The sequence below is a fragment of the Pseudonocardia sp. CA-107938 genome, assembly GCF_050936315.1.
Lineage (GTDB): Bacteria > Actinomycetota > Actinomycetes > Mycobacteriales > Pseudonocardiaceae > Pseudonocardia.
On record NZ_JBNJNA010000001.1, the window covers coordinates 463,154 to 487,719 of the forward strand.

Below are 24,566 nucleotides of genomic sequence, written 5' to 3' on the forward strand. Positions count from 1 at the left end.
GCGGTTCAGGCCGGGGCGTGCTCGTCCAGCCACCTGTGCAGCTGGGCGACGTCCGTGAACTGCGCCGGACGCAGCGCCAGCCGGTGCACGCCCAGCTCGGCGTACAGCTCGGGCGCACGGGCGTCCGCCTCCGTCAGCGGCATGGCCGTGATCTCGAGCTCCCCCAGCCGGGCCGGGCGCTCCACCTCCGCCGCGGCCTTCGCCAGGCCGGCGAGGTCGCCGGCGAGGTCCGCAGGCGTCCCGTTGCCGTAGAAGCCGTGGGCGCGCTGCACCGCCCGCCGGTAGGCGCCGGGGCTGCGCCCGCCCACCACCACCCGGATCCCGGACGGGCGGGGGTGCGCGTCCACGGCGGCGAAGGTGACGAACCGGCCGTCGAACGCGGGCTCCGGCGCGTCCCACAGCGCCGTCATGGCGTCGAGGTACTCGTCGGTGCGCGCGCCCCGGTCGGCCATCGGCACGCCGACGGCGTTCATCTCGGCCGCCAGCCACCCCGCGCCGACGCCGAGGACGAACCGCCCACCGGACACCGCGTCCAGGCTGGCGGACTGCTTGGCCAGCACCAGCGGGTTGCGCTGCGGCAGGATGACGATCGCGGTGCCGAGCGTGATCCGGCTCGTCACGGCGGCGACGTGCGCCAGGTGCACGAGCGGGTCGACGATCGGGGTGGTGGCGTCCATGGGCGCATCCGGCCCGGTCGGCAGCACCACGTGGTCGTGCGCCCACCACGACTCGTACCCGGCGTCCTCGGCGTGCTTCGCCAGTTCCGTGACGGCGCCCACCGGCGCCGAGTTGAGACCCTGCACTCCCCGTCGCATCACGCCACCTCCAGCACGGCCTTGCCGGCGACGCGGCGCTCGCGCAGCGCCGTCGCGGCCTCCGCGGCCCGGTCCCATGGGCCCTGCCACCCGATCTGCGGATCCAGCCGGCCCGCCGCGACGAGCCGGGCGAGCGCCTCGATGTCGGGCCCGACGCCGTCGGTGAACGTCCCGACGGTGAACACCTCGACGGCCCGTCGGCCGCCGCGGATCCGCTCGGCCTCGAAGTCGAACGTCGTGGGCTCCCCGCCGGCCTGCCCGACGGCCAGCGCCAGCCCGTCGACGGCGAGCGCCGAGACGGCGGCGGCGAGCATCGGCCCGCCGACGTTGTCGACGACGGCGTGCACCGGTTCGAGACCGTCCAGGTCGTGGACGATCTCGGCGGCTCCGAGCTCGACCAGCCCGGCCGCCCGCTCCGGCGCCCCCACCTGCGCGACGACGTGCGCCCCGGCGAGCGCGCCGAGCTGCACGGCGAACCGGCCGACACCGCCGGCCGCACCGGTCACGAGCAGCCGCCGCCCGAGCAGCGTGCCGAACCGGCGCAGCGCCTGCAGCGCGGTCACGCCCGCGCCGGGCAGCGCAGCGCCGCCGACGAACGTCACCCCACCCGGCAGCACGCCGACGTCCCTGGCCGGGACCGCCCGCTGCGTCGCGAACGCGCCGCCGATGGCGAACGTCGCCACCCGCGATCCGACGGCGGGACCGGATCCGTCCGCCGCCGGGACGACGACCGTTCCGGCGGCGTCCACACCCGGTACCCCACCAGGGCCGTAGACGGAATCGGGGTAGTCGAGGTCGAGCCGGTTGAGCGCGACCGCGTGCACGTCGATCAGCACCTGGTCGGGCGCCGGGACGGGATCGGGGAGTTCGACCCGGCGCAGCGCGGCCGGCGCTTGCGGGTCGTGGACGAGTGCCTGCATGGTGATCACGGTCGACGCGCTGACGCGTGGTGTCCAAGACCCGTTCGCATACCCTTTCGGAATGCCCGACGCCGAGGGCGCGCACCTGCGCGACCTGCGCTACTTCCTCACCGTCGCCGACGAGCTGAGCTTCACGCGCGCCGCGGCCGCGCTGTTCCTGGCGCAGCCGGCGCTGTCGAAACGGGTCCGGGCGCTGGAGACGGGGCTCGGCACCGAACTGTTCACCCGCGGGCACCGCAGCATCGCGCTGACGCCCGCAGGCGCGGCGCTCGTGCCCCACGCCCGGCGGATCGTCGACGAGTGGGCCACGGCCGTGGCGGGGCTGCGGGCGGCCGGGCACACGCTGACCGTCGGCTTCCACACGCGCATCGCCCGCGGACTGGTGCCCGCGATCACCGCGGCGATGGAGGAACGGCTCCCCGGGTGGCGGCTGCAGTTCCGGCAGGTCCCGTGGGGTGATCCGACGGTCGGGCTCGGCGACGGCACCGTCGACGTCGCCATCGCGTGGCTGCCGGTGCCCGGCGACGCGTACGCGCACCGCGTGGCTGCCACGGAGGAGCGCTGGGTCGCCCTGCCGGCGGCACACCCGCTGGCCGCGCACCTCGAGGTGCCGTTCGCGCACCTGCTCGCCGAGCCGTTCGTCGCGCTGCCCGCCTCGTCGGGGCCGATGCGCGAGTTCTGGCTGGCCGCGGACCAGCGCGCCACGCCTGCCCGGGTCGGCGCCGAGGCCGCCACGGCCGAGGAGGCGTTCGAGGCCGTCGCGGCCGGGTCCGGGGTGGCGCTCGTCGCCGCCGGCAACGCCGCCCTCTACCGCCGCGACGACGTCGTGTGCCGGCCGGTCCCCGACCTGCCACCCGCCGAGCTGGCGGTGCTGTGGCGGCGCACCGACACCCGCACGGCCGTCACGGTGGTGGCGGACGCGGCCTGCTTGTGCGTGGCGGAGGGGGGTCCTCGCAAAGGTTGAGGTGTCGTCGCAGAGGTTCGATCTCCTGCGAGGTCGCCCCTACCTCTGCGAGGTGCCAGCAGGCCCCGTTGACCCGCCGATCGTGGCGGCCCTGTCTCCCCGGTCCGGCGCCGAACGCGCCCTACGGTGCGGTGATGGGTGACGTGCACCTCCGCGACCTGCGGTACTTCGTCACGGTCGCCGAGGAGGGCAGCTTCACGCGCGCCGCCGCAGACCGGTTGTTCGTGTCGCAGCCGGCCCTGTCGAAGCAGATCCGGCAGCTGGAGAGCCGGCTGCGGGTCGAGCTGTTCACCCGCGGCGCCCGGGCCGTGACGTTGACGGCGGCCGGCGAGGCGCTGCTGCCCAGGGCGCGCGAGCTCCTCGCCGGGTGGGAGGAGGCGCTGACCGCGGTCACCGCGGCCGCGGAGGCGGCGCTGCGCACCCTCACCGTCGGGCTGCACGCCCGCACCGCGCCGGGGCTGCCGACGGCGGTCGCCCGCGTCGTCGACGAGCGGTTGCCCGGGTGGCGTGTCGAGTTCCGGCAGGTCACGTGGGACGACCCGGCGACGGGCCTGCTGGGCGAGCTGGTCGATCTGGCGATCGCGTGGCTCCCGGTGCCCGACGGGCAGGGTCTCTCGGCCCGCATCGTCGCCCGCGAGGACCGCTGGGTGGCGCTGCCGGCGGCGCATCGGCTGGCCGGGGCGGCGGAGGTCGAGTTCACCGCGCTCGTCGACGAGCCGTTCGTGGCGCTGCCCGTGACGGCGGGTCCGATGCGCGAGTTCTGGCTCGGCACCGAGCAGCGCACCACCCCCGCGAAGATCGCCACGGAGGCCCGGTCGGCGGAGGAGATGTTCGCCGCGGTCGCGGCCGGTACGGGTGTCGTGCTGCTCTCCGCGACGAACGCCGTCACCTACACCCGCCCCGGTGTCGTGACGCGGCCTGTGCGCGGGCTGCCGCCCAGCGAGCTGGCGGTGCTGTGGCGCTCGGCGGACCGGCGTCCCGGGGTGCGGGTGGTGGCCGAGGCCTGCGCGAGGTACGCGCGGTGAGCGGCTCGGCGTCCGTTGATCATGGGCAAACCGTCGCTTCCGAATTGATCCAGGACCACGTTTTGCCCATGATCAACGCCACTCCGAGGCCACGTGGGAACATGGGCACCGTGAGCGAGCACTGGCAGGCCCCCGCGGCCGACGGCCCCGTGTCCGGCCGCGTCGAGGTCCCCGGATCGAAGTCGGTGACGAGCCGCGCACTGCTGCTCGGGGCGCTGTCCGGCGGCCCGGCCACCGTCTCCGGGGCGCCGGCCTCGCGCGACACCGCGCTGATGGTCGGGGCGCTGCGCGCGCTCGGCGTGCCCGTGGAGGTCGACGGGCAGCGCGTCGCGATCGGCGCCCACGACGGCTTCCGCGCCGGCGCCGTCGACTGCGGGCTGGCGGGCACGGTGATGCGGTTCGTGCCGCCGGCGGCCACGCTCGCGTCCGGCCCGGTCGTCTTCGACGGCGACCCGCGGGCACGGGAGCGGCCGATGGCCGTCGTGCTCGACGCGCTGCGCGCCCTCGGCGCCGACGTCGACGGCTCGGCACTGCCGTTCACGGTGCGCGGCACCGGCGGGTTGCCCGGTGGCGAGGTCGTGGTGGACGCGTCGGCGTCGTCGCAGTTCGTGTCGGGTCTGCTGCTGTCGGGGGCCCGGTTCGAGAAGGGCCTGGTGGTGCACCACGACGGCAAGCCCGTGCCGTCGCTGCCGCACATCGAGATGACCGTCGACATGCTGCGCCTGGCCGGGGTGGCCGTCGACGAGGGCGAGCCCAACACCTGGCGGATCGCGCCGGCCCCCATCGCGGCCCGCGACTGGACGGTGGAACCCGACCTGTCCAACGCCGCGGTGTTCCTCGCCGCCGCCGCGATCACCGGCGGCAGCGTCACGGTGGCGGGCTGGCCGGAGGAGTCCACGCAGCCCGGCACGGAGATCCTCGCGGTGCTCGCGCAGGCCGGCGCCAGGATCGAGCCCGGCCCCGACGGCATGACCGTCCACGGGCCGGACGTGCTCGCGCCGATCGACGTCGACCTGCACGACGCCAGCGAGCTCACCCCCACGGTCGCGGCCGTCGCCGCGCTCGCCGACGGCGTCTCGCGCATCCGCGGGGTCGGGCACATCCGCGGCCACGAGACCGACCGCATCGCCGCGCTCGTCGCCGAGCTAACCGCCCTCGGTGGGCTGGCCCAGGAGACGCCGGACGGGCTGGAGATCCACCCCGCACCGCTGCGCGCGCACCCGGAGCGGCCGTGGCAGGCCTACGCGGACCACCGCATGGCGACGGCGGGCGCGCTGGTCGGGCTGGCCGTGCCCGGCGTCGTCGTCGACGGCATCGACGCCACCACGAAGACGTTCCCGGACTTCCCCGCGCAGTGGGCCGAGCTGGTGAACTGAGCAGTTGAGCAGGCGAACGGACGTCGACGAGTCCGACGTCCGCGTGCGCCCCGGCCGGGGTACCCGGCCGCGCAGCAAGCGCCGGCCGCAGCACGCCGACGCCACCGAAGCCATGGTCACGGTGGTCGACCGCGGCCGCTGGCGCTGCGCCCTCGGCGGTGACCCCGGCCGGCCGGTCACCGCCATGCGGGCCCGCGAGCTGGGCCGCACCCCGATCGTCGTGGGCGACCGGGTCGGGCTGGTCGGCGACCTGTCCGGGGCACCCGACACGCTCGCGCGCATCGTCCGCGTCGCCGACCGCAGCACGTCCCTGCTGCGCACCGTCGACGACACCGACGCCACGGAACGGCTCGTCGTCGCCAACGCCGAGCAGCTCGTCGTCGTCACGGCGGTGGCCGACCCGGAGCCGCGCACCGGCTTCGTCGACCGCTGCCTGGTCGCGGCCTACGCGGGTGGGCTCGCGCCGGTGCTGTGCCTGACCAAGACCGACCTGGCCGATCCCGAGCCGTTCGCCGCGCACTACCGCGACCTCGACATCCCGGTGCTGCGCACCCGCCGCGACCAGGCCCCCGACGAGCTGGCCGGGCTGCTCGCCGGCCGGGTGTCCGCGCTCGTCGGGCACTCGGGGGTGGGCAAGTCGACGCTGGTCAACGCGCTCCTGCCGGACGCAGAGCAGCGCACGGGCACCGTCTCCGGCGTCGGCAAGGGCCGGCACACCACCGTCGCTGCCGTCGCGCTGCCGCTCGACGGGCCCGACAGCGGCTGGGTGATCGACACCCCGGGCGTGCGCTCGTTCGGACTCGCCCACGTCTCCCCCGACGACGTCATCGACGCGTTCGACGACCTCGCCGAGGCGAGCAAGGACTGCCCGCGCGGCTGCGGCCACCTCGGCCCACCCGCGGACCCCGAGTGCGCTCTGGACGCTCTCGTCGCGGCCGGGGAGCTGCGCCCCCGCCGCCTCGAGGCCCTGCGTCGCGTGCTGGTGGCGCTGCGCTGAGACCGGGCCGTTACCTGCCCGGTCCCACGGTCGTTGAGTGCGCAGGACACCGTCGGGTGACGGTGAGCGGAGGCTGCCGACATGCGCACGCTCGTGGTCGGACTCGCGGTGCTGCTGCTGGCCGGTTGTTCGTCCGCCGTCGACGCGGCCCCGGTGCACCTGCCGCGCTACGGCTCGCTGTCCGAGCTGGTCAACGGCGTCGCCGAGCGCCAGCGCACCGAGCAGTCGGCGCGGATCAGCCTGCGCGGCGAGATCACCGGCGGCCAGTCCACCCTGCAGTTCACCGGTGAGGGCGTGCTGCGCGGCAGCGGCAACGACGTGTCGGTGAAGTTCACGCAGGTCGTCACGCAGCGTGGCGCCGACCCGCAGGAGACGGGCTTCGTGGTGCTGCCCGACGCGCTGTACCTGCTGCAGCCCGGCCGGCAGAAGGCGGCCAAGCCGTGGACCAAGGTGGACCGCACCTCCACCGACCCGGACGACCAGCGCCTGCTCGCGCTCTCCTCGACCCTCGTGGACAGCGCCGACCCGGCCCGCACCCTCTCCCGCTACGCCGACGCCACGAGCATCAGCGACACCGCCGACGACGTCATCGAGGGCGATCCGGCCGTGCGCTACACGATCGTCGTCGACCTGGCGAAGGCCGCGGCCACCCAGCCCGACGCGGAGGCGCGCAAGCAGCTGCAGCAGCAGGTCGCGGCCGGGCTGACCACGCTCACCAGCAACCTGTGGGTCGATCGCGACTCCCGCCCGGTGCGCACCGTCGTGCGGCAGGACCTGCCCGGCATCGGCACGTTGTCGATCATGGGCAGCTACCGCGACTGGGGCCGTCCCGTCGACATCGAGGCGCCGCCGAAGGCGCAGGTGCGCTGACCCCGGCCGCAGTGGAAAGCTGACGGCATGACGGAGGGGACCGGGCCCGCGGACGCGGTCCCGATGCGCATCGGCAACGCGGAACGCAACGCCGCCATGAAGGCGCTCGACGAGCACCTGAACGCCGGGCGGCTCGGCGTCGAGGAGTACGCCGACCGCACTGCGGCCGCCGCCGGCGCGACCGTGGCGTCGGAGCTGCAGGCGCTGTTCACCGACCTGCCCGCCCCGCACCCCGACCTCGGCGGCACGGTCGACCTCGTCAAACCTGCGGCAGCGCCGGCCACCCGGGACGCCGGCACCGTGGCGCACCGATCGCCGAACCTCCTCGAGACGTGGGGCGGACGCGTCGTCGCCGTCACCCCGATCGTGGCGCTGGCGCTGTTCTTCATCACCGGCCACTGGTGGTTCTTCCTGCTCATCCCCGCCATCGGCGCGCTGGTGTACGGCGGCCACCACGACCGCGACGACAGGCGCCGGGATCGGCGCCGTTAGCGCCGCAGCCACCGCCTGACGAGCGGCAACGCGATGCCCGTGGCGACCATGGCCAGGCTCACGTACATCGCGTACTTGTCGACGAGCAGCACCGCGTCGACGGCGTCCTGACCCAGCGCGTAGCCGAGCCCCGCGACCGCGGCGGTGGTCAGCACGGCACCGACGAGGTCGAGCAGCAGGAACGTGCGGAGCCGGACACCGGTCCACCCGGCGACAGCGAACACCACGGCGCTGGGGATGCCGGGCAGCCCGGCGAGCACGATCGCGACCCGGACCGTCCACGGGTTCAGCTCAGCTGCGCGGCGGCGCACCCGCTCGCTCGTCGCGAACATGCCGACGATGCCGGCGCCCCACTGCCGGCCGGCCCACCAGGTGATCCAGTCGAACTTCACCATGCCGACCGCGCCGGCGACGACGACCAGCCACAGCGGGACGTCGCCGATCCGGGCGATCGCCGCCGCCGCGCCGATCGCGATCTTGTCGCCGGTGAGGAACTCCAGCAGCACCGGCTGCGTGGCCAGCAGGAACGGCTTCAGCGGGCGGATGGCCATGCCGATCCCGACGACGGCGACGACGGCCGCCACCAGCATCAGGTCGGTCGTGGTCGCCTTGCCCTGCCACGGCGTGCGGCGGGTGAACGGCAGTTCGGAGGTCTGCGTCGTCATGCACTGAGCGTGCGCGCGCCGGACGTCCGGACGGTACGTGCGGCTGTCATGGATCGACCATGACAGCGGGCACGCCAGAATGTCCGGTGATGAGCCGCTACCTCAGTCCCCGGCTGGTCGTGCTGGCCGTGCTGGCGTCCAGCTTCGCGTGGGTGCTGGTGTTCCCGGTGCGGCTCACCCGGCCGCCCACGCCGGCGCTGACCGTCGTGTACGGCGCCGGCCTGGTGCTGTTCGTCGCGGCGCAGGCGGTGGTGCTGCGCGCGGCCGTCAGCCTCGATCAGCCCAGGCGGACCCGGCTGCGCGCGATCTCCGGGCTGGTGGTCGTGGCGCTCGCGCTGTGGTGGCCGGCGTTCGCGTGGGCCGAGCCGGACCGCACGCCGTGGGCGTGGCTCGCCGGGTTCGCGGCCGGCGCGGCCGTGCTCGCCCATCCGGCGGCGGGCGCCGGGACGGCGATCGGGCTGGCGGCCGCGGCGGCGGTCGGCGCCGCCGTCTTCGGCGGCTCGCTGCCGGTGAACGTCGCCGTCGTGCTGGGCATCGCCGTCGCGCTGTGGCTCGCCGGGCTCGTGCTGGTGTGGTTGCTGCGGCTGCTCGCCGAGGCCGAGGCAGGCCGCGCCGCCGAGGCGGACCTCGCGATCGCCCAGGAACGGCTGCGGGTCAGCCGCGAGCTGCACGACGTGCTGGGACACCGGCTGGGGATCATCGCGCTCAAGGCCGAGCTGGCCGGCGACCTCGTCACCAGCGACCCGGCCCGCGCCGCTGCGGAGAACGAGCAGATCCGCGAGCTGGCGGCCACCACCCTCGCCGAGGCCCGCCGGGCCGTGCACGGCGAGACGGTCGCCGACCTGGCCACGCAGCTCGCGTCGGCCGAGCTGGTGCTCGGGTCGGCGGGGATCGACACCGCAGTGGATGTCGACGCGTCCGCACTGCCCGTCGGTACGTCGCGCCTGCTGGCGGCCGTCGTCCGGGAGGCGGTGACGAACGTGCTGCGACACAGCGCCGCGCAGACCGTGTCGATCACCTACGCGCACCCCACACTGAGGATCGTGAACGACGGCGCGCAGGGCGACCCCACGATGTCCGGCACCGGGCTCGCCTCCCTGGCCGCCCGGTGCGCGGCCGCGGGTGCGCGGCTCGTGGCGGGTCCGGTGGACGGCGGGCGGTTCGAGGTCAGGGTGGAGCTCGCCCCGTGATCCGGGTGCTGCTGGCCGACGACGAGGACCTGATCCGCGAGGCGCTGGTCGGGCTGCTGGACCGGGAACCCGACATCGAGGTCGTCGCCACCGCGGCCGACGGGCGGCAGGCCGTCGAGCGCGCACTCGCCACCCGGCCCGACGTCGCCGTCGTCGACCTGCAGATGCCCGGCCTCGACGGGATCGGCGTCATCGCCGAGCTGGGGCGCCATCTGCCCGGCTGCGCGGGCGTGATCCTCACCGGGCACGGCCGGCCGCACCTGCTGCGCCAGGCCCTGTCCAGCGGCGCCCGCGGCTTCCTCGCCAAGGGCGCGCCGGGCTCGGCACTGGCCGACGTCGTCCGGCGCGTCCACGAGGGAAAGCGCTACGTCGACCCGATGCTCGCCGCCGACGCGCTCACCGCCCCGCCGTCACCGTTGACGCCGCGGGAGGCGCAGGTGCTCGCGGCCGCCGGGGCGGACCGGCCGGTCGGGGAGGTCGCGCGGACGCTCTTCCTCTCCCCCGGCACCGTCCGCAACTACCTCACGGCGGCGACGGCCAAGCTCGGCGCCGGCTCACGGGCGGAGGCGCACCAGCTCGCCAGGGAGAACGGCTGGCTCTAACGCAGCTCCACCAGGAACGCCACCTCGGACGGGTCGTACCAGGCCAGCTCATGGTCCTCCGCCTCGCCGACGAGGAACTCGGCGTCGAGGTCGCCCAGGTCGGCCTGGTCGACGGCCGCGGCGGCCTGCCGCACCGCGTACTCCGCGTCCTCGGCGTCGACGTGCACCGCAGCGACCTTCTCGAACGGCACCGAGCCGCTGATCCGCACGGCGCCGTCGTCGAGGTCGGGGCGCAGCGTGACGTCGTCCAGGTCGGCCGACACCACGACCCGTCGGGCCGGGGTGGTGTCCTCACCCAGCCCGAACTCGACGGCGAGCAACCGCAGCGACGCGCGCGCGGCCTCGTTCATCGCGGCGTACTCCAGCTCCTCGTCGTCGCCGCTGGTGTAGGCCTCGCGCAGGCGTGGCGTGAGCGCGAACGCGGTGCCCCCGATCGGGTCGAGCACCCCGTTCTTGACGAGGGAACGCAGCATCGGCCACGTGGCCGGGACGTAGACCCTCATGCGACCGTGCCCAACAGTTCCTCCAGCGACTCGTCCACCATGCCGGCCAGCACGTCGACGTCGGACATCGCGTCGCGGTCGCCGTTGAACCCGTAGTACACCCCACCGTCGTACGACGTCAGCCCGATGGCCAGCGCCTGCCCCTTCGCGAGCGGCACGACGGGGAACATCTCCTGCATCCTCGCCCCCGCCGCGTACAGCGGGAACTGCGGGCCCGGCACGTTCGTGACGACCAGGTTGAAGATCCGTCGCGAGATCCCGCTGGCCGCCCGCGCGCCCAGGGCGTGCAGGGTGGGCGGGGCGAACCCGCCGATCCGCACCAGCGCGTCGGCGCTCACCGACTGGCCGCCCGACGTGTGCTCCAGCATGGCGTGCGTGACGTGGTGCAGCCGCACCACCGGGCTCGGCTCCCCGACGGGCAGGTCCACCAGGAACGACGAGACGCGGTTGCCCAGGGACCCCGACGACGTCGGCACGTCCGGTTCGCCGCGCACCGACAGCGGCACCATCGCGCGCACCGACGCGCTCGACGTGACCGGCTCGCCGCGTGTCATCAACCAGTTCCGCAGCGCCCCGGAGATGACGGTGAGCACCACGTCGTTGACGGTGCAGCCGTGCGCCGCGCGGATGCGGCGGTAGTCCTCCAGCGAGTTCCGCGCGATCGCGAAGCGGCGCTGGGTGGAGATCGGCACGTTCAACGGGGTGCCGGGCGCGCGCCGGCTCGCCGCCCACGCCATCGACACCAGCTGCCCGGCGGCCCCGGCCACCTTGCCGACGGTGGCCACCGCGTCGCCCGCCGCCGAGCGCAGGTTCTCCACGATCGCGCCCGGCCGCGCCACCGACTCGGCGAGCGCGTCGAGCACCAGCTGCGAGTCGGTCGGCTCGTTGCGCGGCATCCACAGCTCCTCGGCGATCGGCCGCTGCTCGGCCGAGACGTCGAGGATGACCTGGCCGATGTCGAACGCGCTGATCCCGTCGACCATCGCCTGGTGGGTCTTCGTGAGCACCGCGACCCGGCCGCCGTCCAACCCCTCGACCAGGTACATCTCCCACAGCGGGCGGGTGTGGTCGAGCGGGCGCGACATCAGACGCGCCACCAGCTCGGTGAGCTGGGCGTCCGAGCCCGGCTTCGGCAGCGCCGAGCGGCGCACGTGGTACGCGACGTCGAAGTCGACGTCGTCGATCCACACCGGACGGGCCAGGTTGCCCGGCACGTGCCGCACCTTCTGCCGGTAGCGCGGCACCATCGCGATCCGCTGCTCGACCAGCTCGACCAGGCGCTCGTAGGTGAAACCGGCGTCCGTCTGCTCGAACAACGCGACCGCACCGACGTGCATCGGGGTGGTAGGGGCCTCGAGGTAGAGGAAGGACGCGTCCAGGGCCGACAGCCGGGGCGGCATAGGTTGAATCCTATGCGTTCGCCGAAGGACACGTTCATCACCGTGTACGGGCGCAAGCCCGTGCTCGAGGCGCTGGACGATCAGTCCCTGGCCATCGACAAGATCATCGTGGCCGACAACGCCCAGGGCGACCCCGTCCGCGCCATCCTCGCCGCCGCCCGGCGCCGCGGCGTGCCCGTGCAGCGCGCCACCGCCCAGCGCGTGAAGGTGCTCGCCGGCAACGGCAAGCACGACCAGGGGGTCATCGCCGACGTCGTCGCCCCGCGCATGGCGCCGGTCGAGGACTTCCTCGACGCGCTCGGCGACGGGCCCGCCGCGCTGCTCGTGCTCGACCGGCTCACCAACCCGTCCAACGTCGGGATGATCCTGCGCACCGCCACCGCCGCGGGCCTCGACGGCGTGGTGCTGCCCCGGCGCGGGCTCCCGTCCATCGACCCGTTGATGATCAAGGCGTCGGCCGGGGTGGCGTTCCGGGCACCCGTCGTGCGCTGCGGCACCGTCGAGGACGGGTGCGCGACGCTCGCCGACGCCGGGTTCGTCGTCTACGGGCTCGACGCGGGCGGCGAGTCGCTGCTCACGGCCGAGCTGCCCGACCGCGTCGCGCTGGTGCTGGGCAACGAGACCAACGGGCTCTCCGAGACCGTCCGCGAGCTGCTGCACGGGGTGCTGGCCATCCCGATGCCCGGGGAGGTGGAGTCGCTGGGCGTGGCGAGCGCGGGCGCGGTGGCGGCCTTCGAGCTGGCGAGGCGAAGGCACGGCCTGGGATGAGCGAGCCGGATCGGTGACACTGCAACCATGAGGGACGTGGACGCGCTACCCGTGACCGCCGACGATCCGATGTGCGCGCTGCGCGGCGTGCTCGACCGGGTGGGCGACAAGTGGAGCGCACTGGTCATGCAGCTGCTGCGGGACGGATCGCGGCGGCACTCCGAGCTGCAGCGCGGGATCGACGGCATCTCCCAGCGCATGCTCACCCACACCCTGCGCGGGCTGGAACGGGACGGGCTGGTCACCCGCACCGTCACCCCGAGCACGCCGCCGCAGGTCCACTACACCCTCACCGACGTCGGGACGACCCTCTCGATCGAGGTCGCCGGGTTGATCAGCTGGGCCGAGCGCAACCGCGAGTACCTCGACGCCAGCCGCCGTCGCTTCGACGCGCGGCCCGACGATCACGCGGTGAAGAATCCGTGGGCCGCGGTCACGTCGGCGTAGTAGCGCCAGAACTCGGCCAGCCGGCCCTCCTCCATGCGCATCACGTCGACCACGGTCTGGCCGAACGTGCGCGCACCCTTCCGGCCGCTGATCCGCACGAGCGACGTGACGTACGTGTCGTTCGCCGTGATCGCCGTGATGTCCTGGGTGAAGTGCGGTCCGGCGGCGGCGAAGAACACCTTCCAGAACTCCAGCACGGCGTCGACGCCGACGTAGGTGCCGGAGAGATCGGACTGGCCCCACTCGTGCCAGACGATCCCCGGCGTCCAGGCTTCTCTGATCGCGCGGACGTCGCCCTGTCCGAGTTTCTCGTGCGAATCCACCACGAACCGCACGTTCGGATGCGGATCCGGTCCGATCTCGGCGAGGATCGCCATCACGACTCCTTCGTCATTTCTCGGCGCGTATCGTGTTCACGATCTCACCGATCCCTGTGATCTCCATGCGGACCTCGTCGCCGTCGACGAGGAACTGCGGCGGCTGCATCGTGAACCCGATTCCGGCGGGCGAGCCGGTGAGGATGATGTCGCCCGGCCGGAGTGTGCAGAACTCGCTGACCGACGCGATCAGATCCGCGACGGCGAAGATCATGTCCGCCGCCGATCCGTCCTGGCGGAGCTCGCCGTTGACCCACGTACGGAGGCGGGCCGCGGCGGGATCGCCGAACTCGTCGGGGGTCACCAGCCACGGACCGGTCGGGCAGAACGAGTCGTAGCCCTTTCCCCGCAGGACCTGCATGTACAGCGGGCTGATCGCGCTCTCCCCGAGGAACACGTCCCGCGCGGTCACATCGTTGGCGATCAGGTATCCGCCGACGTGGTCCAGCGCTTCCGCCCGCGGGATCCGCCGGCCACCGCGACCGATGACGACGCCCAGCTCGCACTCGTAGTCCAGCATCGCGGTCTCGTGCGGCACGACGATGTCGTCGCGCGGTCCGGTGACGGACGTGCCCGGCTTCGGGAACAGCACGGGCCTGGTCGGCGCCGTCGACTCGCCGAACTGCGCGAGGTGGTCACGGTAGTTGCCGCCGACGGCGATCACGGCTCCCGGTCGCGGCACCGGCGGGCCGAGCCGGGTGGCGGCGAGCGGCACCGTCGCCGGGCCGTCCGGGACCCGCGCGTGCGGACGACCTGCGAGCGCCGGCAGGAGCCCCAGCACGGCGTTCATGTCGGGCGCGGCCACTCCGTGCGCGGCGAGCAGCGGACCGAGCGGGACGATCGTCTCCTCGTCCCGCAGCAGGCCGGGCTGCTCTGCGCCCACCGGGCCGAAGCTGACGAGCTTCATCCGTCGATCGCCATCAGCTGCTGCGCCGGCACCCCGGACTCCAGCCGGGCCAGCATCGCGTCGGGGTCGAAGTCGATCCCGAGCGGCTGGGCGCGCGTCGTGAGGGTCGCGAGGAACGCGTTGACGTCGTCGTTGTCGTCGAAGACGTCGACCTGCAGCTCGACGTTGTTGCCGTCGGGGTCGCGGTAGTACAGCGACACCGTCGGCCCGTGGTTGACGCACCACCACGGGTCCATGCCGGCCGCCTTGAGCCGCCGGTAGTTGCCCAGGAGCACCTCGAGTGAACCGTAGGTGAAGGCCATGTGGTGCATTCCGACGGTGTTCGGGGGACGCTCCTCGTAGTCCTGCGCGTTGAGCAGCGCGACGCGGTGGTGCTCATCGTCGTAGGTGAGCAGACACATCGGCCCGAATTCCGCCTGGACCCGTGCGCCGAGCAATTGGACGTAGAAGTCGCGCATCTCCGCGGTGCGATTGGTCTGCAGCACCACGTGGGCGAACTTGGTGGGCGAAATCGTCATGCCTGCATGGTGCGGGGCACGTCCTGACCGGGGAAGACGGCACAAAAAGGTGCGGTCGGCACATCGACGTGCCCTGATGAATCGTTTCAACCGCGATCTCGACTCGCCCGTACCCCTCGCCTAGCCTGAGCGCATGGTCCAGCGTCGTCTCCCCCGTCCCGCCGAGCTGCGCGAGCTGCTGCGGCCCGCCCCGTTCGTCCGCGACGCGACGGAGCGGCGGCTGCGCCGCGCCGCCAGCATCGGCGACCTGCGCGCGATCGCCCGCCGCCGCACGCCCCGGGCGGTCTTCGACTACACCGACGGCGCCGCCGACGGCGAGCTGTCGCTGAACCGGGCGCGGGCGGCGTTCGCGCGGGTCGAGTTCACCCCGGCGGTGCTGCACGACGTCAGGCAGGTCGACCTGAGCCGCACGATCCTCGGGAAGCGCTCGACGCTGCCGCTCGCGCTCGCCCCCACCGGCTTCACGCGCATGATGCACACGGCGGGCGAGCGGGCCGTCGTCGCGGCGGCCGAGAAGGCCGGCATCCCGTACACGCTCTCGACGGTGGGCACCACCACCATCGAGGACGTGGCGGCGGCCGCCCCGAACGCCCGCCGCTGGTTCCAGCTCTACCTGTGGCGCGACCGCGCGTTCGGCAAGGACCTGGTCCAGCGCGCCGCCGACGCCGGCTACGACACGCTCATGCTCACCGTCGACACCCCGGTGGGCGGGAACCGGCTGCGCGACGTCCGCAACGGCCTCACGGTGCCGCCGGCGCTGTCGCTGCGCACGTTCCTCGACGGCGCACTGCACCCGAACTGGTGGTTCGACCTGCTCACCACCGAGCCGCTGGTGTTCGCGAGCCTGCAGTCCTCCGGCGGCACCGTCGCCGACCTGATCAACCGCGTCTTCGATCCCGCGCTCACCATGGCCGACGTCGAGTGGCTGCGCGGCACCTGGCCGGGCAAGCTCGTCGTCAAGGGCATCCAGAGCGTCGACGACGCCGTGCGCGTCACCGATGCCGGCGCCGACGCGGTGCTGCTGTCCAACCACGGCGGGCGCCAGCTCGACCGCGCCCCCGTGCCGATCGAGCTGGTGGCGCCGGTGCGCGAGGCCCTCGGCGATCGCGCGGAGGTGCTCGTCGACACCGGCATCATGCACGGCGCTGACGTCCTGGCCGCGGTCGCGCTCGGCGCCGACGCCGCGCTCGTCGGCCGCGCCTACCTGTACGGGTTGATGGCCGGCGGCGAGGCCGGCGTGAGCAAAGCGATCAGCATCCTTACCGGAGAGATGACCCGAACGCTGCAGCTCATGGGGCTGAACAGCGTCGACGAGCTGCGCCCCGAGCACGTACGAATTCGTCCTAATGGGTGACGTTCCGCGCTGCGCGTCCCGCGGGATGGGTGCACGGTGGGTCCATGGGATTGATGGACAAGGCCAAGGAACTCCTCGGACAGCACGACGACAAGGTCGACCAGGGCATCGACAAGCTCGGTGAAGCTGCCGGGCAGAAATGGGGCCATCAGGACCAGATCAACCAAGGGGCCGAGCACCTGAAGCGCATGACGGGGCAGGGCGACACCACCGCCGCACCGCCGCCGGCCCCGGAGGGTGAGGCGCCGCCCCCGCCCCCGCCTCCGCACTGACCCGTCCCCCTCCCCACTGGAGCCCCGGAACCGCCGGTTCCGGGGCTCCCGAACGTTCAACGCCGCCGCAGCCCGTTGAGCACGAGAGCCAGCAGTCGCTCGGCGTCGTCCGGGGCCTCCTGCGCGGCCGCCGAGACGGCGCTGACCAGTTTCAGCACGTCCGCCGCCGGGACGTCAGGGTCGACGACGCCCGCCCGGGCCGCCCTCGCGAGCAACTCGGAACCCACCTCGAACAGTTCGGCGTGCCAGCGCGCCACCGTGGCCGTGTCGCGATCGAGTGCCGAGCTCAGCATCGCGGCGGAGAGCCCGCGGTAGGTCAGGCCGTGCACCATCGTCGCGCGCAGCCAGGTGACCAGCGCCTCGAACTCGTCGTCGGCCACGAGCAACCGCCGACCGAGCGCGACCAGCTCCTCGATCTGCCCGGCGAGCACCACCTCGACCAGGTCGATCCGGGTCGGGAAGTGGCGGTACAGCGTGCCGCTGGCCACCCCGGCCCGGCGCGCGATCTCGTCCAACGACGCGTCGACGCCCGACTCGGCGAAGACGATCCGCGCCTGCTCGACGAGCTCGTCGTAGTTGCGACGCGCATCCGCGCGCCGCGGCCGCTCGGCCACAGGACAACCTCCTTGCTAACCGGGGACACAGTCCGTTACGGTCCCCGCGTAACCGGACCATCTCTCATGTTAGTGGGGAAGCCATGGCACTGTCCGCACAGGACCGGCTCGACATCACCGATCTGATCAGTCGGCACGGCCACCTCTGCGACGCCGGCGAGCTCGAGCGCATGGACGAACTGTTCACGTCCGACATCGTTCTCGACGTGCACGACTTCGGCCTCGGCACGCTGACCGGCCTCGACGCGATCCGCGAGGCATCGCTCGCGATGGGCCCGGCCAACCCGGTGGGCCACCACGTCACCAACATCGTCATCACGGGGATCGACGACCACTCCGCGCGGGTCCGGTCCAAGAGCCTGGGAGTCCACGCGGACGGGACAGCCGGCAGCGCCACGTACGACGACGACGTCGCACGCGGGGCCGACGGCTGGCGGATCACCCGGCGCACGATCCGGGCCCGCCGGACCCCGCTCGGCGGCCGCACCGGCGCCGGCCCGCGCGAGGTCCTCGACCGCTTCCGCACCGTCGTCCTGGAGCAGTCCGTCGAGGGCCTGCGCGAGGTCTACGCCGCCGACGCGGTGCAGGAGTTCCCCTTCGCCTTCCCCGGCGTGCCGACCCGGCTGGAGGGCCGGGACGCGATCGTCGACTGGATCGCCGCGCTGTGGGCGTCCAGCCCGCTGCGGTTCACCGGCTTCCGCACGCTCGCCCTGCACCCCACAACGGCACCCGACACGATCATCGTCGAGCAGGAGTCGCTCACCACCGGCGGCCCCGCCGGCGACGTGGCGCTGCCGAACATCATGGTGTTCACCGCGCGCGGCGGGCAGATCGTCCACCTGCGCGACTACGTCAACGTGCTGGCCGCGGCCGAAGCCACCGGACGCGAGCTCCACGCCGGGTAGGGTCCGTACGGGTGATCACCACCGCCCTGCCCGCCGAGGCGGTCGCGCTCACCCTGCTGGCCGCGCTGCTGCACGCCGTCTGGAACGCCGTCGCCCACGCGGTGCCCGACCGGCTCGTCGGGTTCGCGATGATCGGCACGTCCTGTGCGGTCGTCGGCGGGATCGGGGCGCTGCTGCTGGGCCCGCCACCGGCCGCGGCGTGGCCGTACGTCCTCGGGTCGGCCGCCCTGCACGTGGTCTACAACCTTCTGCTGTGGGCCGGCTACCAGCTCGGCGAGTTCAGCCAGGTCTACCCCGTCGCGCGCGGCACGGCGCCGTGGGTGGTCGCCGTGATCGAGCTGGCACTCGGCCGCACCCTCCCGGCCGCGCAGCTCGTCGGCGTCGCCGTGATCTCGATCGGGCTGCTCAGCCTCGCCGTCGACGGCGGCCGGGTCGCCCGTTCGACGCTGCCTGCGCTCGGCGCCGCCGTGGCCACCGGGATCTGCATCGCCGGCTACACCGTCGTCGACGCCGCCGCGGTCGCCACCACGCCGGTGCCCGTCTACGCGTCCTGGTTGTTCCTGCTGCAGGGCGCGGCCATGCCGGCGATCGCGCTGGCCCGGCGGAAGCGGGCGCTCTTCGCGCAACCCCGGTCCGCGGTGCTCGCCGGACTGGGCGGCGGGGTCGTCTCGGTCGCGGCGTACGGGCTCGTGCTGGTGGCCCAGACCAGCGGAGCCACCGCCGCCGTCGCGGCGCTGCGCGAGACCAGCATCATCGTCGGCGCGCTGATCGGCACGGTGTTCCTCGGCGAGCGGTTCGGGCGCCGCCGGGTGATCGCTGCTGCGGTCGTCGCGGTCGGCATCGTCCTGGTCAACGTGTGACCGGATCCGTCGACGTCGAACGGTACGGCGTCAGGCGTCGCCGAACCGCGTCGGACCGGGCAGCTCGGCCCGCATCATCGCCCACATGTCCCGCTCCGCACCGCCGTCGTGGGCGCCGCGACTGCACCGCATGCACTACGAGCCCGACCCCGGCGACCACCCGATCCCCGCACCCGCACCCGACGTCCGCCGCCCGGCCGCGCTGGGCCGGACCTCGGACAAGGTCCTGGAGAACCAGCTCGGCGACATCCTGCGCACCGCCCTGGAAGTGCTCGACGGCCGCCGCCCACCGACCCAGCTCAGCTCCGGGTTCACCCGGCGCGCGCTGCGGTACTGGCGGGCCGCCACCGTCACGCACGCGCGCACCGCCACCCCGCCCCGGATCACCCGGATACGGATGGACCGCCCGCAGGCGAACGTCGCCGAACTCGTCGCACTGGTCAACTTCAGCGGCCGCTACCGGGCCCTCCCCGCCCGCTTCGAACGCGGCCCCGACCGGGTGTGGCGCTGCACGGACATCCGCCTGCTGTAGCCGCCGCGAGTCGCCCGTCTCAGGACGGCGAGTTCGCCGGTTCAGTACGGCGAGTTGCCCCTTTCAGCACGGCGAGTTGCCCGTCTCAGCAGGGCGAGTTGCCCGCTCCGGTACGGCGAGTTGCCCGTCCTGGTACGGCGAGTTGCCCACTTCGGTACGGCGAGTTGCCCCTCCTGGTACTGCGAGTTGGCCGGTTCAGCAGAGCGAGTCGGCCCGGTCGACAGGACGAGCCTCGCCGTCGGCGGCGGATTACCGGTCGGCCGGCCTTCGGAACGCGGGACTCGCCGCCCGCCGACGCCGGATCGGCCAACTCATCCTGCCGAAACGTCCGACTCGCCGTACCAGGACGGGCAGCTCGCCGTACCGAGACGGGCAACTCGCCGTACCAGGACGGGCAACTCGCCCGGCCGGGTGTGCACGCGCCGAGCCGCGACACCCCACAGGAACCGTCCTGCGGGCGCGCGGAACCGGGCCCTTGGAGCGACCGTCCGGGCTCAGTCCTGGCGAGCTACGGCCGCGCGACCGAGGGGGAGCCGTGGCACTGCTTGTACTTGCGTCCCGACCCGCACGGGCACGGCTGGTTGCGGGACGGCTCCTGCCGCCCCTCCGAGCGCCGGCCGGGGCGGGGCCCGGAGCGCACGGCCTGCCCGTCCTCGGACGGCCCGCTGTAGCTCAGCGCGTCGGGCGCCGGGCCGCCGCGACCACCGAACGCCGTGGGCAGCACGGTGGTGGGCTCGTCCGGCGCGGCGTGGCGGCCCCGCGGTCGCGTCGGCGCAGGTGCAGGTGCCTGCTGCGGCGCGCGGACGACCGGCTGCGGCGCGGTGGTGGGCTCGGCGTCGGCGGCGGGCGCCTCGGCCGGGGTGTCGGCCGCGGGTTCCTCCTCGGCGGGCTGCACCCGGACGTTGAACAGGTGCGCGAGGGTCTCCTCCTTGATGCCCTCGAGCATCCGGTTGAACATCTCGAAGCCCTCGTTGCGGTACTCGATGAGCGGGTCCCGCTGGGCCATCGCGCGCAGGCCGATGCCCTCCTTGAGGTAGTCCATCTCGTAGAGGTGCTCGCGCCACTTGCGGTCGAGCACCTGCAGCAGCACCTGCCGCTCCAGCTCCCGCATGCCGCCCTGCGCGCCGATGATCTCGTCGATCTCCCGCTCGCGGGCCGCGTAGTGGTCCTTGGCGTCGGCCAGCAGCTCGGAGAGCAGCACGTCCTTGGTGATGTCGTCGTGCTCCTCGCTCTCGGCGAGGTCCTGCCAGCGGATCGACGGCGGGTAGAGCATCCCCACCGCTGTCCACAGCTTGTCGAGGTCCCAGTCCTCGGCGTAGCCCTCGGCCGTCGCACCGTTGACGTACTCGGTGATGACGTCCTCGAGCATGTGCTCGATCTGTTCCTTGATGTTCTCGCCGTTGAGCACGCGCCGCCGCTCGTCGTAGATGACGGTGCGCTGCTGGTTGAGCACCTCGTCGTACTTGAGGACGTTCTTGCGGATCTCGAAGTTCTGCTGCTCGACCTGGGTCTGCGCGCTGCGGATGGCCTTGGTGACCATGCCGGAGTCGATCGGGAGGTCGTCCGGCAGGTTGAACCGGTTCATGATCGACTCGACGACCTGGCCGTTGAACCGGCGCATGAGCTCGTCACCGAGGGAGAGGTAGAACCGCGACTCGCCCGGGTCGCCCTGCCGGCCGGAGCGGCCGCGCAGCTGGTTGTCGATGCGCCGCGACTCGTGCCGCTCGGTGCCCAGCACGTAGAGCCCGCCGGCGGCGCGCACCTCCTCGGCCTCCGCCGCGACCTGCTTCTTCAACCGCTCGACGGTGTCGTCCCACGCCGCCTCGTACTCCTCGCGGGTCTCGACGGGGTCGAGCCCCCGCTCGCGCAGCTCGAGGTCGGCGAGGAACTCGGGGTTGCCGCCCAGCATGATGTCGGTACCGCGGCCGGCCATGTTGGTGGCGACGGTGACGGCGCCGGCGTGCCCGGCCTGCGCGACGATCGCGGCCTCGCGCTCGTGGTGCTTCGCGTTGAGCACCTCGTGCGGCACCCGCAGCCGCTGCAGCAGCTTGGACAGGTACTCCGACTTCTCCACGCTCGTGGTGCCGACCAGCACCGGCTGGCCGTTCTGGTAGTGCTCGGCGATGTCGGCGGCGACGGCGGCGAACTTCGCCTCCTCCGTCTTGTAGATCAGGTCCTTCTGGTCGACGCGCTGCATGGGCCGGTTCGTGGGGATCGTGACCACGCCGAGCTTGTAGATCTGCGCCAGCTCCGCGGCCTCGGTCTGCGCAGTACCGGTCATGCCGGAGAGCTTCGTGTAGAGCCGGAAGTAGTTCTGCAGGGTGATGGTGGCCAGCGTCTGGTTCTCCGCCTGGACCTCCACCCCCTCCTTGGCCTCGATGGCCTGGTGCATGCCCTCGTTGTAGCGGCGGCCGGCCAGCACGCGGCCGGTGAACTCGTCGACGATCAGCACCTGGCCGTCGCGGACGATGTAGTCCTTGTCCTTCTTGAACAGCTCCTTGGCCTTCAGAGCGTTGTTCAGGTACCCGACGAGCGGGGTGTTCGCGGCCTCGTACAGGTTGTCGATGCCGAGCTGGTCCTCGACCAGCGCCACCCCGTCCTCGGTGACGCCGACGGCGCGCTTGCGCTCGTCGACCTCGTAGTGGATGTCCTTCTTGAGCATCGGCGCCATCCGCGCGAACTCCTGGTACCACCGGCCGCTCTGCTCGGCCGGCCCGGAGATGATCAGCGGGGTGCGCGCCTCGTCGATGAGGATGGAGTCGGCCTCGTCGACGATCGCGAAGTTGTGGCCGCGCTGCACCATGTCGGCGGCGTTCCAGGCCATGTTGTCGCGCAGGTAGTCGAAGCCGAACTCGTTGTTGGTGCCGTAGGTGATGTCGCAGGCGTACTGCTCGCGGCGCGTGGCGGGCGGCATCTCGGCGAGGATCACGCCGACGGTGAGGCCCAGGAACCGGTGGACCCGGCCCATGTTCTCCGAGTCGCGCTTGGCCAGGTAGTCGTTCGTCGTGACGACGTGCACGCCGAGACCGGAGATCGCGTTCAGGTACACCGGCGCGACCGAGGTGAGGGTCTTGCCCTCACCGGTCTTCATCTCCGCCACGTTGCCCAGGTGCAGCGCTGCACCACCCATGAGCTGGACGGGGAACGGGCGCTGCCCCAAGGTGCGCTTCGCCGCCTCGCGGACCACGGCGAACGCCTCCGGCAGCAGGTCGTCCAGCGACTCGCCGTCGGCGTACCGCGCGCGGAACTCGTCGGTCTTGGCGCGCAGCTCCGCGTCGGTGAGGTCGATGTAGTCGTCCTCGATCGAGTCGATGTGGTCGGCGGCGCGCGCCAGGCGCTTCACCAGCTTCGCCTCACCGGCACGGAGCAGTCGGGTCAGCAGTGCCACAGGTCGACCTCATTCACGGTGCGGTGCGGAGACATCCGGCTCCAGGGTAGCGAAAGCCAACCTGCGCCTTTACGCACAACGGCGGAAGGGCGGCGGCCGTTCCCCGTGGGTCCGGCCGCCGCCCTTCCGGGGGACGGGGATGTGGATGTCTACGTGCCCAGGCGGATCACGCCGTAGTCGTAGCCCTTGCGGCGGTAGACCACGCTGGGTTCGCCGCTCTCCTGGTCGGCGAACAGGTAGAAGTCGTGACCCACCAGCTCCATCTGGGACAGGGCGTCGTCGACGCTCATCGGTTCGCAGGTGTGGACCTTGCGGCGCACCACCCGGCCGGGTACGGGTTCCCCGTCGGCCAGGTACTCGTCGTGGTCACGCGGTGCCGGGACGTACGCATCGGTCTCCGGCTCGGGCTCTGCCTCGGGAACTGCGGCGGTGACCTCGGTGGTCTGCAGCTCGTCGAGGAGCATCGTGCCGCCGCGGGTGGCGGAGACGCGCGCCCGGCGTCCGGTCACGCGGCGACGGTCGTGCGAGCGGCGCAGCCGCCCTTCCAGCTTGGCGACGGCGGTGTCGAGCGCGGTGTAGAAGTCCGGGGCGCACGCCTCGGCACGGGCCACTGCCCGCCGGCCGCGTCCGGTGATCTCCACGCGCTGACAGCTCTTGGACTGGCGACGGTTGGGCTCGTGGAAGAGCTCCACCTCCAATCCCACGATCCGGTGGTCGTACCGTTCCAGGCGGGCGACCTTCTCGTTGACGTGTACCCGGAAATGATCCGGCACCTCGACGTTCCGGCCGGTGACGACGATCTCCACGCAGACTTCCCTCGCTTTCGGCGTCGGGTTGCTTCGCTGGCAGACCGCGCCCGGGGGCAGATCCCCGAGCGCTCGACGAGCGATCCTCCTGTCGGGACTCGTAGGGGGACTCGGTGATGCGCAGCACGGTAACGCGCATCACGGTTCGGCAACAGGGCATCGCCCGAACTAATCCCGGGGAGAGTGGATGCGCCGAACGACATTTGACGTTGGTCCGTCCGAAGGTACGATTTCTCCCCCTGTTCACGCCGGGTCCGGGGCGGTCCGGCGGCGCGGAGTGGCGTCGCAGAGCACCAGGGCGGCGCTCACGGCGGTGCCCGCCTCGGCGAGTGCCGAGCTGCACGCCTGCAGCGTGGCGCCGGTGGTGACGACGTCGTCGACGAGCAAGACCACCGCGCCCGGCGGCGGCAGCCGCTCCGGGCGAACGAGGACCCGGCCGGCGAGGTTGGCCGCGCGCTGCTCCGCGTCCAGACCGACCGACTCCTGTGCCCGCCGATCCAGGCGCAGCGCCGCAGCGACGTGCACGCCCGGACGGGTCGCGGCCACCTGACGGCACAGCCGGGCCGTGTGGTCGCCGCCGCGGGACCGCGCCACCGCCTGACGCGACGGGGCGGGCACCAGCCACCACCCGTCCGGCACGGGTGGGAGCCGGTCGATGGCGGCACCGAGCAGCCCGGCCAGCGCCGCCGCGAGGTCGCGGCGGTTGCGCTCCTTGTAGCGCAGCAGCGCGTGCCGCAGCGGCCCGCGGTAGCGGCCGACGGCCAGGACCGGCGGCCCGTGCGCCAGCACCGGCACGGTGGGTGGCCCGAGCGCCGCCGCACACGTCGCACACCACGGCGACGTGCCCGCCCGACACCCCGCGCAGCCACCGGGAAGCAGGAGATCCACGAGTGCACCCATGGGCGGAGCATCCCGCGACGCACCGACAAAACCGCACGTCACACACCGTTGGGCCCCCTCACACACGTCCGAACATGTGTGAACGGGCCCAGCGGTGTG

Annotated in this window: 27 protein-coding genes; 15 read left to right on the forward strand and 12 right to left on the reverse strand. The window is 73.1% G+C overall.

Annotated elements, in window-relative coordinates:
* Positions 1–5: 5 nt before the first annotated feature.
* Both ACQEVB_RS02265 and ACQEVB_RS02270 read right to left on the reverse strand, forming a co-directional pair.
* Positions 6–815 (reverse strand): TIGR03619 family F420-dependent LLM class oxidoreductase, encoded by an 810-nt coding sequence (locus ACQEVB_RS02265; protein ID WP_432964157.1) that lies wholly within the window; start codon positions 813–815, stop codon positions 6–8.
* Positions 815–1,735, reverse strand: coding sequence for a zinc-binding dehydrogenase (locus ACQEVB_RS02270; RefSeq protein WP_432964160.1), 921 nt, complete (start codon positions 1,733–1,735; stop codon positions 815–817). The genes ACQEVB_RS02265 and ACQEVB_RS02270 overlap by 1 nt, the downstream gene beginning before the upstream one ends.
* Before the next feature lie 61 nt (positions 1,736–1,796).
* Between ACQEVB_RS02270 and ACQEVB_RS02275 the strand changes: the two genes are divergently transcribed.
* The 6 genes from ACQEVB_RS02275 to ACQEVB_RS02300 all read left to right on the forward strand — a co-directional run bounded on the left by ACQEVB_RS02275 (position 1,797) and on the right by ACQEVB_RS02300 (position 7,459).
* On the forward strand, positions 1,797–2,699 hold the full coding sequence (locus ACQEVB_RS02275; protein WP_432964163.1) for a LysR family transcriptional regulator: 903 nt from the start codon (positions 1,797–1,799) through the stop codon (positions 2,697–2,699).
* Between the two features lie 134 nt (positions 2,700–2,833).
* On the forward strand, positions 2,834–3,724 hold the full coding sequence (locus ACQEVB_RS02280) for a LysR family transcriptional regulator (protein WP_432964166.1): 891 nt from the start codon (positions 2,834–2,836) through the stop codon (positions 3,722–3,724).
* Between the two features lie 110 nt (positions 3,725–3,834).
* Positions 3,835–5,100, forward strand: a complete 1,266-nt coding sequence (gene aroA, locus ACQEVB_RS02285; protein ID WP_432964169.1) for a 3-phosphoshikimate 1-carboxyvinyltransferase — start codon at positions 3,835–3,837, stop codon at positions 5,098–5,100.
* 4 nt (positions 5,101–5,104) lie between these two features.
* Positions 5,105–6,097, forward strand: a complete 993-nt coding sequence (rsgA, locus tag ACQEVB_RS02290) for a ribosome small subunit-dependent GTPase A (RefSeq protein ID WP_432964172.1) — start codon at positions 5,105–5,107, stop codon at positions 6,095–6,097.
* A gap of 81 nt (positions 6,098–6,178) precedes the next feature.
* Positions 6,179–6,967 carry a hypothetical protein gene (locus tag ACQEVB_RS02295; protein WP_432964175.1) on the forward strand — a complete coding sequence of 263 codons (789 nt, stop codon included), beginning with the start codon at positions 6,179–6,181 and terminating at the stop codon, positions 6,965–6,967.
* A gap of 27 nt (positions 6,968–6,994) precedes the next feature.
* The gene (locus tag ACQEVB_RS02300; RefSeq protein ID WP_432964178.1) at positions 6,995–7,459 is read left to right on the forward strand and encodes a DUF1707 SHOCT-like domain-containing protein; all 465 of its coding nucleotides are present in this window, start codon (positions 6,995–6,997) and stop codon (positions 7,457–7,459) included.
* Here the strand turns inward: ACQEVB_RS02300 and ACQEVB_RS02305 are convergent.
* Positions 7,456–8,124 (reverse strand): DedA family protein, encoded by a 669-nt coding sequence (locus tag ACQEVB_RS02305; protein ID WP_432964181.1) that lies wholly within the window; start codon positions 8,122–8,124, stop codon positions 7,456–7,458. The two genes, ACQEVB_RS02300 and ACQEVB_RS02305, sit on opposite strands and share 4 nt — an antisense overlap.
* A gap of 89 nt (positions 8,125–8,213) precedes the next feature.
* On the opposite strand from ACQEVB_RS02305, the gene ACQEVB_RS02310 reads away from it, so the two are divergent.
* Positions 8,214–9,314: a sensor histidine kinase gene (locus tag ACQEVB_RS02310; RefSeq protein WP_432964184.1), complete on the forward strand. Its 1,101-nt coding sequence runs from the start codon at positions 8,214–8,216 to the stop codon at positions 9,312–9,314.
* Entirely contained in the window at positions 9,311–9,916 is a 606-nt protein-coding gene (locus ACQEVB_RS02315; RefSeq protein WP_432964187.1) for a response regulator, read from the forward strand. Before ACQEVB_RS02310 ends, ACQEVB_RS02315 begins: the two co-directional genes overlap by 4 nt.
* Here ACQEVB_RS02315 and ACQEVB_RS02320 read toward each other — a convergent pair.
* Together ACQEVB_RS02320 and ACQEVB_RS02325 are read right to left on the reverse strand one after the other, a co-directional pair.
* A complete protein-coding gene (locus tag ACQEVB_RS02320; RefSeq protein WP_432964190.1) occupies positions 9,913–10,419 on the reverse strand; it encodes a DUF6912 family protein in 507 nt (168 codons plus the stop codon). The genes ACQEVB_RS02315 and ACQEVB_RS02320 overlap by 4 nt on opposite strands.
* Positions 10,416–11,819, reverse strand: a complete 1,404-nt coding sequence (locus ACQEVB_RS02325) for a WS/DGAT/MGAT family O-acyltransferase (protein ID WP_432964193.1) — start codon at positions 11,817–11,819, stop codon at positions 10,416–10,418. The genes ACQEVB_RS02320 and ACQEVB_RS02325 overlap by 4 nt, the downstream gene beginning before the upstream one ends.
* A 12-nt stretch (positions 11,820–11,831) precedes the next feature.
* Here ACQEVB_RS02325 and ACQEVB_RS02330 point away from each other — a divergent pair, with 12 nt between their 5' ends.
* Complete coding sequence (locus ACQEVB_RS02330) at positions 11,832–12,587, forward strand: TrmH family RNA methyltransferase (protein WP_432964196.1); 756 nt, start codon at positions 11,832–11,834, stop codon at positions 12,585–12,587.
* 27 nt (positions 12,588–12,614) lie between these two features.
* Complete coding sequence (locus tag ACQEVB_RS02335; protein ID WP_432964199.1) at positions 12,615–13,034, forward strand: winged helix-turn-helix transcriptional regulator; 420 nt, start codon at positions 12,615–12,617, stop codon at positions 13,032–13,034.
* Here ACQEVB_RS02335 and ACQEVB_RS02340 read toward each other — a convergent pair.
* Genes ACQEVB_RS02340 through ACQEVB_RS02350 form a run of 3 tightly spaced genes read right to left on the reverse strand, consistent with a single transcriptional unit; the run spans position 12,992 to position 14,836 of the window.
* Entirely contained in the window at positions 12,992–13,411 is a 420-nt protein-coding gene (locus ACQEVB_RS02340) for a nuclear transport factor 2 family protein (protein WP_432964202.1), read from the reverse strand. The genes ACQEVB_RS02335 and ACQEVB_RS02340 overlap by 43 nt on opposite strands.
* Before the next feature lie 13 nt (positions 13,412–13,424).
* Complete coding sequence (locus tag ACQEVB_RS02345) at positions 13,425–14,318, reverse strand: fumarylacetoacetate hydrolase family protein (RefSeq protein ID WP_432964205.1); 894 nt, start codon at positions 14,316–14,318, stop codon at positions 13,425–13,427.
* Positions 14,315–14,836, reverse strand: coding sequence for a VOC family protein (locus ACQEVB_RS02350; protein WP_432964208.1), 522 nt, complete (start codon positions 14,834–14,836; stop codon positions 14,315–14,317). The genes ACQEVB_RS02345 and ACQEVB_RS02350 overlap by 4 nt, the downstream gene beginning before the upstream one ends.
* 133 nt (positions 14,837–14,969) lie before the next feature.
* Here ACQEVB_RS02350 and ACQEVB_RS02355 point away from each other — a divergent pair, with 133 nt between their 5' ends.
* Positions 14,970–16,190, forward strand: a complete 1,221-nt coding sequence (locus ACQEVB_RS02355; protein WP_432964211.1) for an alpha-hydroxy acid oxidase — start codon at positions 14,970–14,972, stop codon at positions 16,188–16,190.
* A 44-nt stretch (positions 16,191–16,234) separates the two neighbouring features.
* Positions 16,235–16,462, forward strand: coding sequence for an antitoxin (locus ACQEVB_RS02360; RefSeq protein WP_432964214.1), 228 nt, complete (start codon positions 16,235–16,237; stop codon positions 16,460–16,462).
* A gap of 56 nt (positions 16,463–16,518) precedes the next feature.
* Here ACQEVB_RS02360 and ACQEVB_RS02365 read toward each other — a convergent pair whose 3' ends face one another.
* Positions 16,519–17,076, reverse strand: coding sequence for a TetR/AcrR family transcriptional regulator (locus ACQEVB_RS02365; protein ID WP_432964217.1), 558 nt, complete (start codon positions 17,074–17,076; stop codon positions 16,519–16,521).
* Positions 17,077–17,159: 83 nt separating this feature from the next.
* Here ACQEVB_RS02365 and ACQEVB_RS02370 point away from each other — a divergent pair, with 83 nt between their 5' ends.
* The 3 genes from ACQEVB_RS02370 to ACQEVB_RS02380 all read left to right on the forward strand — a co-directional run bounded on the left by ACQEVB_RS02370 (position 17,160) and on the right by ACQEVB_RS02380 (position 19,373).
* On the forward strand, positions 17,160–17,981 hold the full coding sequence (locus tag ACQEVB_RS02370) for a nuclear transport factor 2 family protein (protein WP_432964220.1): 822 nt from the start codon (positions 17,160–17,162) through the stop codon (positions 17,979–17,981).
* An 11-nt stretch (positions 17,982–17,992) separates the two neighbouring features.
* Positions 17,993–18,841 (forward strand): EamA family transporter, encoded by an 849-nt coding sequence (locus ACQEVB_RS02375; protein ID WP_432964223.1) that lies wholly within the window; start codon positions 17,993–17,995, stop codon positions 18,839–18,841.
* 85 nt (positions 18,842–18,926) lie between these two features.
* Complete coding sequence (locus tag ACQEVB_RS02380) at positions 18,927–19,373, forward strand: Rv3235 family protein (RefSeq protein WP_432964226.1); 447 nt, start codon at positions 18,927–18,929, stop codon at positions 19,371–19,373.
* Between the two features lie 508 nt (positions 19,374–19,881).
* Here the strand turns inward: ACQEVB_RS02380 and secA are convergent.
* The 3 genes from secA to ACQEVB_RS02395 form a co-directional block, all read right to left on the reverse strand.
* Positions 19,882–22,761, reverse strand: coding sequence for a preprotein translocase subunit SecA (gene secA / locus ACQEVB_RS02385; RefSeq protein WP_432964229.1), 2,880 nt, complete (start codon positions 22,759–22,761; stop codon positions 19,882–19,884).
* Positions 22,762–22,910: 149 nt separating this feature from the next.
* The gene (gene hpf, locus ACQEVB_RS02390; protein ID WP_432964232.1) at positions 22,911–23,567 is read right to left on the reverse strand and encodes a ribosome hibernation-promoting factor, HPF/YfiA family; all 657 of its coding nucleotides are present in this window, start codon (positions 23,565–23,567) and stop codon (positions 22,911–22,913) included.
* A gap of 243 nt (positions 23,568–23,810) precedes the next feature.
* The gene (locus tag ACQEVB_RS02395; RefSeq protein ID WP_432964235.1) at positions 23,811–24,467 is read right to left on the reverse strand and encodes a ComF family protein; all 657 of its coding nucleotides are present in this window, start codon (positions 24,465–24,467) and stop codon (positions 23,811–23,813) included.
* Positions 24,468–24,566: the final 99 nt, after the last annotated feature.